The sequence below is a fragment of the Streptomyces sp. NPDC006368 genome (assembly GCF_040612535.1).
Taxonomy (GTDB): domain Bacteria; phylum Actinomycetota; class Actinomycetes; order Streptomycetales; family Streptomycetaceae; genus Streptomyces.
Genome location: NZ_JBEXQK010000038.1, coordinates 1 through 14,332, shown reverse-complemented (window position 1 = coordinate 14,332; position 14,332 = coordinate 1). Strand labels below are relative to the sequence as shown.

At 70.4% G+C, this 14,332-nt stretch carries 11 protein-coding genes and 1 pseudogene; 1 reads left to right on the top strand and 11 read right to left on the bottom strand.

Annotated features, from left to right (window positions below):
• Position 1 precedes the first annotated feature (1 nt).
• From ABZZ38_RS23745 to ABZZ38_RS23715, 7 genes and pseudogenes are all read right to left on the bottom strand, one after another.
• Complete coding sequence (locus ABZZ38_RS23745) at positions 2-847, bottom strand: GNAT family N-acetyltransferase (RefSeq protein WP_356743260.1); 846 nt, start codon at positions 845-847, stop codon at positions 2-4.
• A 178-nt stretch (positions 848-1,025) separates the two neighbouring features.
• Positions 1,026-2,180, bottom strand: coding sequence for a flavodoxin-dependent (E)-4-hydroxy-3-methylbut-2-enyl-diphosphate synthase (ispG, locus tag ABZZ38_RS23740; protein ID WP_356743258.1), 1,155 nt, complete (start codon positions 2,178-2,180; stop codon positions 1,026-1,028).
• 139 nt (positions 2,181-2,319) lie between these two features.
• Positions 2,320-3,621, bottom strand: a complete 1,302-nt coding sequence (locus ABZZ38_RS23735; protein ID WP_356743256.1) for a site-2 protease family protein — start codon at positions 3,619-3,621, stop codon at positions 2,320-2,322.
• Positions 3,618-4,880 (bottom strand): 1-deoxy-D-xylulose-5-phosphate reductoisomerase, encoded by a 1,263-nt coding sequence (gene dxr / locus ABZZ38_RS23730; RefSeq protein ID WP_356743254.1) that lies wholly within the window; start codon positions 4,878-4,880, stop codon positions 3,618-3,620. The genes ABZZ38_RS23735 and dxr overlap by 4 nt, the downstream gene beginning before the upstream one ends.
• A 160-nt stretch (positions 4,881-5,040) precedes the next feature.
• Positions 5,041-6,978, bottom strand: coding sequence for an acyl-CoA dehydrogenase family protein (locus tag ABZZ38_RS23725; RefSeq protein WP_356743252.1), 1,938 nt, complete (start codon positions 6,976-6,978; stop codon positions 5,041-5,043).
• A 415-nt stretch (positions 6,979-7,393) separates the two neighbouring features.
• A complete protein-coding gene (locus ABZZ38_RS23720; RefSeq protein ID WP_356743353.1) occupies positions 7,394-8,242 on the bottom strand; it encodes a BBE domain-containing protein in 849 nt (282 codons plus the stop codon).
• A 51-nt stretch (positions 8,243-8,293) separates the two neighbouring features.
• Positions 8,294-8,386: pseudogene (locus ABZZ38_RS23715) on the bottom strand (hypothetical protein); the annotation flags it as partial.
• Here ABZZ38_RS23715 and ABZZ38_RS23710 point away from each other — a divergent pair.
• The gene (locus tag ABZZ38_RS23710; RefSeq protein ID WP_356743355.1) at positions 8,361-8,708 is read left to right on the top strand and encodes a hypothetical protein; all 348 of its coding nucleotides are present in this window, start codon (positions 8,361-8,363) and stop codon (positions 8,706-8,708) included. The pseudogene ABZZ38_RS23715 and the gene ABZZ38_RS23710 overlap by 26 nt on opposite strands.
• A gap of 427 nt (positions 8,709-9,135) precedes the next feature.
• On the opposite strand, the gene ABZZ38_RS23705 is transcribed toward ABZZ38_RS23710, so the two are convergent.
• The 4 genes from ABZZ38_RS23705 to ABZZ38_RS23690 form a co-directional block, all read right to left on the bottom strand.
• Complete coding sequence (locus ABZZ38_RS23705; protein ID WP_356743249.1) at positions 9,136-10,245, bottom strand: SPFH domain-containing protein; 1,110 nt, start codon at positions 10,243-10,245, stop codon at positions 9,136-9,138.
• Between the two features lie 27 nt (positions 10,246-10,272).
• On the bottom strand, positions 10,273-10,710 hold the full coding sequence (locus ABZZ38_RS23700) for an NfeD family protein (protein ID WP_356743246.1): 438 nt from the start codon (positions 10,708-10,710) through the stop codon (positions 10,273-10,275).
• A 733-nt stretch (positions 10,711-11,443) separates the two neighbouring features.
• A complete protein-coding gene (locus tag ABZZ38_RS23695; RefSeq protein WP_356743244.1) occupies positions 11,444-12,886 on the bottom strand; it encodes an aldehyde dehydrogenase family protein in 1,443 nt (480 codons plus the stop codon).
• Between the two features lie 107 nt (positions 12,887-12,993).
• The gene (locus ABZZ38_RS23690; protein ID WP_356743240.1) at positions 12,994-14,001 is read right to left on the bottom strand and encodes an EamA family transporter; all 1,008 of its coding nucleotides are present in this window, start codon (positions 13,999-14,001) and stop codon (positions 12,994-12,996) included.
• Positions 14,002-14,332: the final 331 nt, after the last annotated feature.

The following is a 14,332-nucleotide window of genomic DNA, read 5'->3' as shown; positions in this document are numbered from 1 at the left end:
CTCAGAACAGCACGCTCATGAAGGCGCCGACCTCGCGGAAGCCGACACGGCGGTACGCCGCCCGCGCCGGAGTGTTGTAGTCGTTGACGTAGAGCGAGACGACCGGCGCGACGTCGGCGAGGGCGTAGCGCAGGACGGCGGCCATGCCGGTCTCGGAGAGGCCGCGGCCACGGTACTCGGGGGCGACCCAGACGCCCTGGATCTGGCAGGCCTGCGGCGTCGCCGCGCCGATCTCCGCCTTGAAGACGACCTTGCCGTCGTCGATGCGGGCGAAGGAGCGGCCGGCTCCGACCAGTTCGGCGACGCGTGCCTGGTAGAGCAGTCCGCCGTCGCCGGTCATCGGTGAGATGCCGACCTCCTCGGTGAACATGGCCACGCACGCCGGCATGATCACGTCTATTTCGTCCTTGCGGATGCGGCGGACGCAGGGGTCGGGCTCGATGTCCGGCGAGGGCTGTTCGGTGACCATGAGGGGCTGGTGGGGGCGTACGTCGCGGGCGGGGCCCCAGCTCGGTTCGAGGAGCCGCCACAGCCGGCCGGTGGGTTCGGCGGGGCCGACGATGGAGGAGCAGCGGCGGCCGGTGCGGCGGGCGCGGTCGGCGAAGGCGCGGACGGCTTCGGGGGTGGCGCAGATGGGGACGAGGTTGGCGCCGGAGTAGCACAGGGAGGTCAGCCGCCCGTCCGCGTACCAGCCCCACATCTCGCCGCCGAGGCGCCAGGGGTCGAGCCCGGCGGCCCGGACGCGGGAGGTGACGAACGCGTTGGAGACGGGGTCGCTCTCCAGGAGGGCGAGCACGGCTCCGAGATCGCTGGGTTCGAGGACCCGGGTGGTGGTCTGCGTCAGCACGAGGGGGCCTCACCGTGTTCCTACAGGGTCCTGGAACTGTACCTGGCGGTGCGTTGGGAGGGGCAGGGACGGCTGCCGGGCCGGGAAGGCGCGAAGCCCCGCCGCGGGCCGCGCGGCGGGGCTTGTGGTGCGTGGGACGGAGTGCGTACGGGATGCGTAGGGGGTGCGTAGGGGGTCGTCAGCTGACGGAGACCGAGGGCTCGCCGGAGGGGATGCCGTCCTTCTCCATCTGCTCGGCGATCTTCATGGCTTCCTCGATGAGGGTCTCGACGATCTTCGACTCCGGAACGGTCTTGATCACCTCGCCCTTCACGAAGATCTGCCCCTTGCCATTGCCCGAGGCCACACCCAGGTCCGCCTCACGGGCCTCGCCCGGACCGTTCACCACACAGCCCATCACCGCCACCCGCAGCGGCACCTCCATGCCCTCCAGACCCGCGGTCACCTCATCGGCCAGCCGGTACACATCCACCTGCGCACGACCGCACGACGGACACGACACGATCTCCAGACGCCGCTGCCGCAGGTTCAGCGACTCCAGGATCTGGATACCGACCTTGACCTCCTCCGCCGGCGGAGCCGACAGCGACACCCGGATCGTGTCCCCGATACCCTCGCTCAGCAGCGCGCCGAACGCCACGGCCGACTTGATCGTCCCCTGGAACGCCGGACCCGCCTCCGTCACACCCAGATGCAGCGGATAGTCACACGCGGCCGCCAGCTGACGATAGGCGGCGATCATCACCACCGGGTCGTTGTGCTTCACCGAGATCTTGATGTCCCGGAAACCGTGCTCCTCGAACAGCGACGCCTCCCACAGCGCCGACTCCACCAGCGCCTCGGGGGTGGCCTTGCCGTACTTCTCCAGCAGCCGCCGGTCCAGCGAGCCCGCGTTCACACCGATCCGGATCGGCACCCCCGCCTCCCCGGCCGCCTTCGCGATCTCCTTGACCTTGTCGTCGAACTGCTTGATGTTGCCGGGGTTGACCCGCACCGCGGCACACCCCGCGTCGATCGCCGCGAAGACGTACTTCGGCTGGAAGTGAATGTCCGCGATCACCGGGATCTGCGACTTCTTCGCGATCACCGACAGAGCGTCCGCGTCATCCTGCGTCGGACACGCCACCCGTACGATCTGGCAACCCGACGCCGTCAGCTCGGCGATCTGCTGCAAGGTCGCCCCGATGTCCGAGGTCCGGGTCGTCGTCATGGACTGCACCGACACGGGAGCGTCGCCGCCGACAGCCACCGACCCGACCTGGATCTTGCGGCTGACCCGGCGGTCGGCGAGCTTGGTCGGAACGGACGGGATACCGAGAGAAATCGCGGTCATCTGGTGTGCAACCCCAAGGTGTGGATCGAGGTCCCGAGATCGGCGGGCTCCAGGTTTGAGGTTACAGCCCCGGGGCCGAGCGGCCGGACACCACCGGGCGTCCGGCCGCCGTCGTTCACCTGCGCGCCGCCCGGTCGAACTAGGTGATCTTCACCGGGTTCACGATGTCCGCCACGAGCACGAGCAGCGTGAAGCAGATGAAGATGCCGGCCACCACGTACGCCACCGGCATCAGCTTGGCCACGTCGAACGGGCCGGGGTCCGGGCGCCGGAAGACCTTCGCCACGGTGCGGCGTACGGACTCCCACAGCGCGCCCGCGATGTGCCCGCCGTCCAGCGGCAGCAGCGGCAGCATGTTGAACAGGAAGAGCGAGAGGTTGAAGGTGGCCAGGAGCATCAGGAACGACGCGACGATGTTCTGCGTCGGGATGTCCAGGTTCATCACCTCGCCACTGATGCGCGCGGCACCGATCACGCCCACCGGGGAGTCGGACTTGCGTTCGCCGTCGCCGAAGGCCGCGTTCCACAGGTCGGGGATCTTGGAGGGCAGCGCGACGATGGAGTCGACACCGCTCTCGATCATGTCGCCCATGCGGTCGACGGACTGACCCAGGGTGAGCGGCGTGATCTCGGTCCGGGAGGCGAAGCCCAGGTAGCCGGCCTTGACGTAGTCCTCCGGGACGACCTCGCCGTCGGCGTCCTTCTTGACCACGGTGTTCTCGATGAGCGTGGGGTGCAGGACGACCTCCTCGCCGTCACGTACGACGGTGAGGCTGGCCGGTCCGACGGTGGCGCGGATGCGGTCGGAGAGGGTGGGCCAGTCGTGCACGCGCTCACCGTTGAAGGCGACGATCTTGTCGCCCTCCTTCAGACCGGCGGCGTAGCCGGGCGAGACCGGGTCGCCCTTGGCGCACGTGTCCCGCTTCTCGCTCTGCTCGATGACGCACTTCTGGACCCCGGCGACCTCGGTCGTCTGGGTCTGCATGCCGAAGGTCATCGCGACGCCGAGGAAGATCGCGACGGCGAGCACCAGGTTCATGAAGGGGCCCGCGAACATCACGATGACGCGTTTCCACGGCTTGCGCGTGTAGAACAGCCGGTTCTCGTCGCCCGGCCGGAGCTCCTCGAACGCCGCCGAGCGGGCGTCCTCGATCATGCCGCGGAACGGCGAGGTGGAGCGGGCCTCGATCCGGCCGTCGTCGCCGGGCGGGAACATCCCGATCATGCGGATGTAACCGCCGGCGGGGATGGCCTTGATGCCGTACTCCGTCTCGCCCTTCTGCCGGGACCAGATGGTCGGGCCGAAGCCGACCATGTACTGCGGTACCCGGATGCCGAAGAGCTTGGCCGTGGAGAGGTGGCCGAGCTCGTGCCAGGCGATGGAGATGAGCAGTCCGACGGCGAACAGCGCGACGCCGAGGATGGTCAACAGAATCGTCATGCGCGCGCCTCCGCGGATCGTCCTTCGCTGAACCGTGCCGCCATCTCACGGGCCCGGGCACGGGCCCAGGTCTCCGCCTCCAGGACGTCCGGGACGGTGAGTGAGGTTCCCGTGTCCGGTACGCCGTGCTCCGCGACGACCGCTGTGACCGTGTCCATGATCCCGGTGAAGGGCAGCCGGCCGGCGAGGAACGCCTCCACGCACTCCTCGTTGGCCGCGTTGAAGACGGCCGGGGCGGTGCCGCCCAGTTCCCCGACGTGCCGGGCGAGGCCGACGGACGGGAACGCCTCGGTGTCGAGGGGGAAGAACTCCCAGGTGGAGGCGGTGGACCAGTCGAAGGCGGGGGCGGCGTCGGGCACCCGCTCCGGCCAGCCGAGCCCGATGGCGATCGGGCCGCGCATGTCGGGCGGGGTCGCCTGGGCGAGAGTCGAGCCGTCCGTGAATTCCACCATTGAATGAACATACGACTGGGGATGGACGACGACCTCAATGCGGTCGAAGGGAATGTCGTAGAGCAGGTGCGCCTCGATGACCTCAAGTCCCTTGTTGACCAGAGTGGCGCTGTTCACCGTGATCACCGGCCCCATGGCCCAGGTGGGGTGCGCGAGGGCGTCCTCCCGGGTGACGTGCGCCAGCTCCGCCTTCGTACGGCCGCGGAAGGGGCCGCCGGAGGCGGTGACGACCAGCTTGCGGACGTCGGCGCGGGTGCCGGCGGCCAGCGCCTGGAAGAGCGCGGCGTGCTCGGAGTCGACCGGGATGATCTGGCCCGGCTTGGCGACCGCCTTCACCAGCGGGCCGCCGACGATCAGCGACTCCTTGTTGGCGAGGGCGAGGGTGCGGCCCGCTTCGAGGGCGGCCAGGGTCGGAGCGAGTCCGATGGAGCCGGTGATGCCGTTGAGCACGGTGTGGCAGTCGGAGGCCGCCAGCTCGGTGGCCGCGTCGGGCCCGGCGAGGATCTCGGGCAGCGGATCCGAGCCGTACTGCTCCCTCAGCGCGGCCCGCAGCGCGGGCACCGCCTCCTCGCGCGCCACGGCCACCGTGCGCACCCGCAGCCGGCGCGCCTGCTCGGCCAGCAGCCCGGCCCGCCCGCCGGCGGCGGACAGGGCGGTGACGCGGAAGCGGTCGGGGTTGCGCAGGACCAGGTCGATGGCCTGGGTACCGATGGACCCGGTGGAGCCGAGGACGACGATGTCCCGGCGGCCTTCGGCCGGATCGAAGGCGATGTGCGGGTCTGCGAGGGGGGCTGGACTGTCGCTCATGCCCCCATTCTTGCCGCATCCCCCGAGTGCCAGGACCAGTACTCCCCGGACAGGCGCCCCGAGTCCCGGGGCGGGCGGTCGCCGCCGGCGCCGGGACGGTGGGCGCCGGGGCGACGTGCCCGGTGTGTCCGTACAGCTTCGCCGCCCCGCGCGCCCGTGCTCAGCGGATGGGACGGTGGACGTTCTCGCGGGTGGACGGGCCCGGGGTGGCGTCGGCGATCCAGGGGCCGTCGCCGCTGGGGTCGAGGACGCCTTCCTCCAGCCAGGTGTACGTGCCGGACAGCACGCCCTTGACGACCGTGCGGTCCAGGTCGTCGGTGTTGTGCCAGAGCCGGCCGAACAGCTCCTCGACGCGGATGCGGGACTGGCGGCAGAAGGCGTCCGCCAGCTGGTACGCCTCGCGGCCGTGGTCCTCGGTCGTGCGCAGCAGCTCCGCCCGTACGCAGGCGGCGCTCATCGCGAAGAGCTCGGCGCCGATGTCGACGATCCGGCCGAGGAAACCCTGCTTGGTCTCCATGCGGCCCTGCCAGCGGGACATGGCGTAGAACGTGGAGCGGGCCAGCTTGCGGGCGGTGCGTTCGACGTAGCGCAGGTGCGTCGACAGGTCGGGGTGCCCGGCCGGGTGGAACTCGGCGTACGAGCGCGGGAGCCGGCCGGGTCCGGCGACCAGTTTGGGCAGCCAGCGGGCGTAGAAGGCGCCCGCCCGGACGCCTGCCCTGGCCTTGTCGCCGAGCGTCTTGTCGGGGTCGATGATGTCGCCGGCGACGGCGAGGTGGGCGTCGACGGCCTCACGGGCGATCAGCAGGTGCATGATCTCGGTCGAGCCCTCGAAGATGCGGTTGATGCGCAGATCGCGCAGCAGCTGCTCGGCGGGGACCGCGCGTTCGCCCCGGGCGGCCAGCGACTCGGCGGTCTCGAAGCCGCGTCCGCCGCGGATCTGGACCAGCTCGTCCGCCATGAGCCAGGCCATCTCGGAGCCGTACAGCTTGGCCAGGGCCGCCTCGATGCGGATGTCGTTGCGGTCCTCGTCGGCCATCTGGCTGGACAGGTCCACCACCGCTTCGAGGGCGAAGGTGGTGGCGGCGATGAAGGAGATCTTCGCGCCGACGGCTTCGTGGTGGGCGACCGGCTTGCCCCACTGCTCGCGGACGGCGGACCACTCGCGGGCGATCTTCAGGCACCACTTGCCGGCCCCGACGCACATGGCGGGCAGCGACAGGCGCCCGGTGTTGAGGGTGGTCAGCGCGATCTTGAGGCCGGCGCCCTCGGGGCCGATGCGGTTCGCGGCGGGGACGCGTACCTGGTGGAAGCGGGTGACGCCGTTCTCCAGGCCGCGCAGCCCCATGAAGGCGTTGCGGTTCTCGACGGTGACGCCGGGCGACTGCGCCTCGACGACGAACGCGGTGATGCCGCCCTTGTGCCCCTCGGACTTCGGTACGCGGGCCATGACGACGAGCAGGTCGGCGACGACGCCGTTGGTGGTCCACAGCTTCACGCCGTCCAGGACGTAGTCGTCACCGTCCGGTACGGCGGTGGTGGCGAGGCGGGCCGGGTCGGAGCCCACGTCCGGCTCGGTGAGCAGGAAGGCGGAGATGTCGGTGCGGGCCAACCTCGGCAGAAAGGTTTCCTTCTGCTCGGGGGTGCCGAAGATCTTCAGCGGCTGCGGTACGCCGATCGACTGATGGGCGGAGAGCAGCGCGCCGACGGCCGGGCTCACGGAGCCGACGAGGGCCAGGGCCTTGTTGTAGTACACCTGGGTGAGGCCGAGCCCGCCGTACTTGGGGTCGATCTTCATGCCGAGGGCGCCGAGCTCCTTGAGGCCGTCGATCACCGCGTCGGGGATGCGGGCCTCGCGCTCGATCAGCGCGCCGTCGATCTTCGTCTCGCAGAAGTCGCGGAGTTTCGCGAGGAACTCCTCGCCGCGCTGCGCGTCCTGGGAGGGCGGCAGCGGGTGCGGGTGGATCAGGTCGAGGCGGAAGCGGCCGAGGAACAGCTCCTTGGCGAAGCTGGGCTTGCGCCAGTCCTGCTCGCGGGCCGCCTCGGCGACCTGGCGGGCTTCTCGCTCGGAGACTTTGGGCTTGTGGTGGGGGCCGGACATGGGGGCTCACCTCGCCGCGGAGTCGGGGGCGGCCGGCCGGTGGTGGTGCCGACCGGTGCTACCCGTCCGTATTACCCGATTCCGGTGGGTGATAAAAGACGGCCGGAGCCCCCGTACAGCGGTGTCCCCACGACGCCCCCTGACCTGCGGCTTCTCTCTCACCTGCGCCAATGCTCGGCGCTGCGGCCCGCATCTTCACGCGTCCGGCCGCAGGCCGCGGCCACCCGCGTGATCGGCCATCGGTGTTTCCCGTGGGAGCCCGGGACCACGCGTCACGGCGCCGCACCCGGCGGAACTCCTCGCTCCACCAGGGCGCCGACCGGGGGCGCCTCGGCGGGCCGGTGCCAACCTGACGCGCATTGTGATCGCAGGACGCTCCTCGTGCTGTGACCCGGAGACGACGCACTGTTGGGTATCACCGCCTGCTGGGCCGGATGTTCGCGTTCAGGTGGAAGAAGTTGTCGGGATCGTACGTGTTCTTGAGAGACACGAGCCGCTCATGGTTCCCGCCGTAAGCCGCCCGCACGCGCTCCTCCCCCTCTTCTCCCAGGTTGTTCACGTATTCGGCTCCCAGAGAGAAGGGGCTCATCGCGTCCCACCACCGCCGGACCCACTGCCTCTGCGTCCGGAGTTCCCCGGGGTCGGGGTCGGTCCAGATGGACGCAGCGAAGTTGTCATACTGCGCGTTCCGGGGGCGGAAGGCCGTGGCGGATGGGTCGACGCGGCCGACGGCACCGCCGTATTGCTGGAAGACGATGAGGGACCTGGGGGACGGGGCGCGGGCGAAGTGGTCCACCGTGGCCTCCACGGTGTCGTCGGCGATCCGTTCCAGGAAATGGGACTTCCAGTAGTAGCGGAGGCCGATGGGGAAGAAGGCGTCGGCCGCGGCCTGCAGTTCCGTATACGCCACCGGGCCGATCCCGTCGACCAGCGGAGGGCCGAACCGCCGGAGTGGTCGCAGCACACGCTCGCCCTCCTCCATCGACCCGATGTAACACACGGAGATGGCGAGCAATGGGTCGCCATCGGGTGAAGTCAGGAAGATCGCGTCGGCCGACAGCTCGTCGGGAGCCGACAGGGAGTACTCGCCGTAGAACCTCAGCGCGGCCTTGGCCTTCTTCAGGGGGTGGACGACGACGCCTCCGAGCACTTCGGGGCCCACGCGGTGGAGCTGGAACTCGAAGGACGTGGTGACCCCGAAGTTGGCTCCGGCGCCCCGTAGACCCCAAAAGAGGTCGGCGTTGTCGGACTCGTCCGCTCTCACCACCCGGCCGTCGGCGGTGACGACCTCCGCGGCCCGCAGGTTGTCGCAGGAGAGGCCGTACCTCCGGGCCAGCCGACCCACACCACCGCCCAAGGTGAGCCCGGCGACACCCGTGTGCGTGACGACGCCGGCCGTCGTGGCCAGGCCCGATGCCTGCGTGGCTCGGTCCAGTTCCCAGGCCGCCGGGGCACACCGCTTTGCCCGCGATGTTGTGCCCGCCTCCTCGCACCGACACCAGCAGGTCGTGCTCACGGGCGAAGGCGACGGCCTGCAGGACGTCGGCCGCTCCGGAGCAGCGGGCGATCAGCGCGGGCCGGTGGTCGATCTGGCCGTTCCAGACCGCACGCGCCTGCTCGTACGCATGATCTCCCGGGCGGAGCAGCCCGCCGCGCAGCCCCACACCCAGGCGCTCGACAGCCGATTCGTCCACGCCCGTCTGGTCGCCGGTTCGCGCTTGCACCTGTAGGGACGCCACCACGTCTCCCCGGAGTCTCTCGGGCCTCTCCGTCCACGTTACGCCGCCGCCCATCCGTGTGGAGCGGTCGCGCTGCGTCACGTAGGCATACGGGAAAGACGGCCGGAGCCCCCGCACAGCGGCTTCCTCACACCGCCTCTGACCTGCAGGCTCATGTGTGCGCATCTCCCCGTAACCCCGACCGGCCGTGTTCCCGTGGGAGACCCACGGCCGAGAACAGCTCCAGCGACCGGACAAGGCGAATGCCCGGCGGCGGGCCGCCGGGCCCTTCTGCGCCATGCCGCGGTATTCGTCGGTTCCGTGTCGGGCGGTGTTCCCCAGCTCGGTGTTGCCGGGCCGGCGGGCCCGGTACACGGGGATGCCTTCGGCGGCGAGCCGCGCGGCGACAGCCTGCGCGACGGTCGCAGCGAGGGTGGGCTCAATCGCCGGACGTCCGCCCCCGGCGCGGCACCTGGGGCGACTTCGCAGCCGCGGCCTCCGCCTTGGCGTCGCTCACCGCGGCGTCGGCCTGCTTCACGGCCTCGTCCGCAGCCGTGGCAGCGTCGAGCGAAACTGCCGAGCCTGCCTCAAGCGCCGGAGTCCGGCCTTCGTCCGACGTCTCGTCAGCGTCGGCGGTCGCGGCTTCCTCAGGCTGTGCGGGTTGGGAGGGGCCCGCCGCCGACTGATCACCGAACGCGCTGGTGACGGTCCGAACGGCCTCGGTCAGCTCCCCCGGGATCACCCAGAACGTGTTGTTGTCGCTGCTCGCCAGGTGCGGAAGCGTCTCAAGGTACTTGTAGGCCAGGATCTTCGGATCGGCATTGTTGCGATGGACGGCCTGAAAGACGAGCTCCACCGCCTTTGCCTCGCCATCCGCCCGCAAGATCATGGCCTGTTGCGTGCCCTGTGCCTCCAGGATGTCCTTCTGCTTCGTGCCTTCCGCGGTAAGGATCTTGGCTTGTCGCTCCCCTTCGGCGTGCAGGATGGCCGCGCGCTTGTCACGCTCGGCCCGCATCTGCTTCTCCATCGCCTCTTTGATGGTGTGCGGTGGATCAATGGCCTTGATCTCGACGCGGTTGACCCGGATGCCCCACTTGCCGGTGGCATCGTCGAGGACGGCGCGGAGCCGGGAGTTGATCTCCTCACGCGAGGTGAGCGTCTCCTCCAGGTCCATGCTGCCGATGACGTTCCGCAGGGTGGTCACGGTGAGCTGATCGATCGCCTGCAGGTAATCAGCGACCTCGTAGGCCGCCGCCCGCGGGTCAGTGATCTGGTAGTAGAGCACGGTGTCGATATTCACCACGAGGTTGTCCTCGGTGATCACCGGCCTGGGGTCGGACGAATAGACCTGCTCGCGCACGTCGAGTTTGGTGTTGATGCGGTCCGCCACCGGCAGGACCAAGTTCAGGCCGGGCTGCAGTGTCCGGCGATATCGGCCGAACCGCTCGATGTTGTAACGGCGCGCCTGCGGGACGATCCGCACAGTGGAGGCCACGAGGAAGACGACGACAATGGCCGCCACGAGAATGGGGATGACAACTGGATCCACGGTGCCTCCATTGCTGGGTTCAGCCGTTCACGGAAGGAGTTCGCGGGGGTGGACGATGGCCGTGGCGCCTTCGATCTCCATGACATCCACCAGCGCTCCCACCGGGATCACATGGCTTTCGTCGAGGGCACGGGCGGACCACTCTTCGCCGGAGAGTTTGATCAGGCCCCGGGTCGCGGTGACCTCCTGCAGGACCTCAGCCCGCTTGCCGATCAGCGCGTCGCTGCCCTCGCGCGTGATGGGTTGCTGTGCCGTATGCCGCTGCGCGATGGGACGGACGATGACGAGACCCGCTGCCGCCGCCGCTCCGAAGGCCACGAGCTGGCCTACAACGCCGATGCCCACACCAGCGACTACGGCGGCAACCAACGCAGCGCCCGCGAGCAACCCGAAGACCAGCGTCAGGGTGAAGAACTCCGCGGCACCCAGCGCCGCGGCGGCGAGCAACCATACGAACCACGGCATCGAATCGCCCTCCTTCGAGGGGCCTTCTCCACCAAGCTACCTCCCGGACCGCCGGGCAGGCAGACACGGCAGCTGCGGTTCTTGGCCGTCAAGGGGGTTGCCTTGATCGGCGGGTGTACCGGCGGGCAGCTGAACGACCACCGTGATCATGAATGTGTGTGAAGACGATCAAGGGCCAGGTGGCCGTGGACCCACCCACAAGAGGATGGGCGCTTTGGCTACCAGCCGGTCCCGCGCCCGGCGCCTGAAAGGCAGGGAGTTTCCGGGGCAGAGCTGGGGCCGCGCCAGTCGGTGCCTCCGGAGCAAGCGCGGTCGGCCATCGAACAGTGGCCCGAAGCACCGAAGAAGGTCGGCGAGAAGCCCCTCGATCACTACGGGTCGCCCAACGAGGCGACGCCGACGAAACTGCTGTGGTATCGGCTCGGGCCCTGGAGCCGCATCACGGAAAAGTCTTCGGGCACAGTTCGCCGAACTTCTCTTCCCCGTGCGGCGCGCGGCTGGCGGGCCGGAACCGAGAGAGCTGGCGGCCGCCGCGTTCGGTGACCGGGTCCCATCCCGCCCCACGGGCGCTGAACATCTTGAACCGGCCCGACTGGGCGGACTGCACGTCCCGCAGCGCTTCCGGTACTTCTCGCCGGTCCCTGCCCGGCGAAGGCAGGGCAGAACGGGAAGGCAAGGAGACGGCCGGAGCCCCCGCACAGTGGGCTCCGGCCGCCGGTCTGAGCCGTACGGGCTACAGGGCGAGGCCCGTGAGGACCAGCACCCGCTCGTACGTGTAGTCGTCCATCGCGTAGCGCACGCCCTCGCGGCCGACGCCGGACTGCTTGACGCCGCCGTACGGCATCTGGTCGGCGCGGTAGGAAGGGACGTCGCCGACGATCACGCCGCCGACCTCCAGCGCGCGGTGGGCGCGGAAGGCGGTCTGCAGGTCGTGCGTGAACACGCCCGTCTGGAGGCCGAACTTCGAGTTGTTGACCTCGGCGAAGGCCGCGGCCTCGCCGTCCACCCTGTGCAGGGTCAGGACCGGGCCGAAGACCTCCTCGCAGGCGAGGGTGGTGTCGGCGGGCAGGTCCGCGAGGACGGTCGGGGCGTAGGTCGCACCCTCCCGCTTGCCGCCGGTCAGCAGTGTGGCGCCGGCCTTGACGGCCTCGTCCACCCAGGTCTCGACGCGCTTGGCGGCGTCCTCGCTGACCAGCGGGCCGACGTCGGTGGTGTCGTCGGACGGGTCACCGGTGCCCTGCGCCTCGACGGCGGCGACGACCTTCGGGACGAGCCGGTCGTACACGGAGGCGTCGGCGATCACACGCTGGACGGAGATGCAGGACTGGCCGCCCTGGTAGTTGGAGAAGGTGGCGATGCGGGTCGCCGCCCAGTCCAGGTCCTCCTCCGACGCCCAGTCGGCGAGGACGACGGCCGCGGCGTTGCCGCCGAGCTCCAGGGTGCAGTGCTTGTGCGGCACCGACTCCTGGATGGCGTAGCCGACCTTGTCCGAGCCGGTGAAGGAGATGACCGGCAGGCGCTCGTCCTGGACCAGGGCGGGCATGCGGTCGTTGGTGACCGGCAGGATCGACCAGGAGCCGGTCGGCAGGTCCGTCTCGGCGAGCAGCTCACCGAGGATCAGGCCGGAGAGCGGGGTCGCCGGGGCGGGCTTGAGGATGATGGGCGCGCCGACGGCGATGGCCGGGGCGACCTTGTGGGCGCACAGGTTCAGCGGGAAGTTGAACGGCGCGATGCCGAGGACGACGCCCTTGGGGAAGCGGCGGGTGAGGGCGAGACGGCCCTGGCCGCCGGCGTCGGTGTCGAGGCGCTGGGCCTCGCCGCCGTTGAAGCGCCGCGCCTCCTCGGCGGCGAACCGGAACACCGATACGGCGCGGCCGACCTCGCCGCGGGCCCACTTGATGGGCTTGCCGTTCTCGGCGGAGATCAGCTGGGCGATCTCCTCGGTGCGCTCGGCGAGCCGCTTCGACACGTGGTCGAGGGCGGCGGCACGGACGTGCGCCGGGGACGCGGCGAACTCGTCCACAACCGCGTGGGCTGCGGCCACGGCCTCCTCGACCTGCGCCTCCGTGGGCACGCTGACCTGGCCGACGAGGCGGCCGTCCCAGGGGGAGGTGACGTCGAAGGTGGTCTCGCCGGTGGCCTGGCGGCCGGCGAGCCAGAAGGCGGTGGCAGTCATTGCGATCCCGGCCCTTTCGAAACTGTGCGGAGGTGGGTTCTCTCTGCTCACACGGTAGGGCCGGGAGGCAGGGCGGTCGTTTGTCCGGGATGGAGTGGTGGGGAGCGTCAGTTGCGCCGTTCCGTACTCTCCGTCCGGACGATCAGGCACACGCCGGCGACGACGACTCCGCCGCCGAGGACGATGGCCCAGGTCAGCGATTCGCCGAGCACCAGCGCGCCGAGAACGACGGCGACGACGGGGTTGACGTACGCGTACGTCGCGACCAGCGAGAGCGGGGCCGACTGCAGAAGCCAGGCGTACGCGGTGAACGCGACCAGCGAGCCGAAGACGAGGAGGTAGCCGAGGGCCGTCCACGAGCGGGCCGAGAAGGCGCCCACGTCCAGGCCGTGGTGCTCACCACGGGCCAGCCCCGTCACGAGGCAGCCGGCACCGCCCGCGACCATCTCGTACACGCTGGCCGTGAACGGGTTGGAGGGCATCGGGATCCGCGACGACGAGAACGAGCCGAGCGCCCACAGGAACGCGGCCACGATCACGGTGAGGACACCACCGAGGCGCGTCTCGCCACTGAGCCCGGGGAGAGTGAGGACGGCCAGCCCCGCCAGCCCCAGCAGCACGCCGGCGTAGGCCCCCGCGCCCGGGCGCTCGCCGGCCACCGTCCGCAGGATCACGACCCAGGCGGGCACGACGGCGATCAGCAGGGCGGCCAGACCGGAGGGCACGGATGTCTCGGCGAGCACGACGAGGCCGTTCCCGCCGACGAGCAGCAGCAGCCCGACGAGGGCCGCGGAGCCGAGCTCCGCCGGCCGGTTCACCCTCAGGACGCCCGGCCCGTGCCGCCACACGAGGAACGCGGCGAGGAGCAGCCCGGCGACGACGAACCGCGCGCCGGCGGACAGGAAGGGCGGCATGGTCTCCACGACGACCCGGATCCCGAGGTACGTGGACCCCCAGACGACGTACACGATCCCGAGCGCGACCCACACGGCTTTCCCCAGAGGGCGGCGGGCGGCGCCGGGGACGGCCGAAGGGGACGCGGTGGGATGGTGGGTGGTGAGGCGGGGCGCGGTCGGGTCGGGAGTGATGGGGTCGGGCGCGGGACCGTTTGTCATGCACGGGAGGTTAAGCATTCGGCCGGGTCGGATGCCAGGAATCTGCCCGAGTTCGGGCAGGATTTACGGATTCGGGCGCGGTGCCGCTGCGCGGGCCGTTGCGTGGTGGGCTCCTCGGCTGCGGTGCGGTGCGGTGCCGTTGCCCGGGGTGGGCGCCCGGTGTGGTGCGCCGTGGGGGTCGGGTGCCGGGGTCTCCGGTGGGGGGCCTTCGGGCTCTCGTTCACCGCGCTTCGCGCGAGTTCGGTCGTTTACGCCCGAAACACACCCCACGCCCCGACCCCGTCCCCCTCACGAAGGTGGGTGACCACTCGCGCCGTAGGGGTGCGCGGGG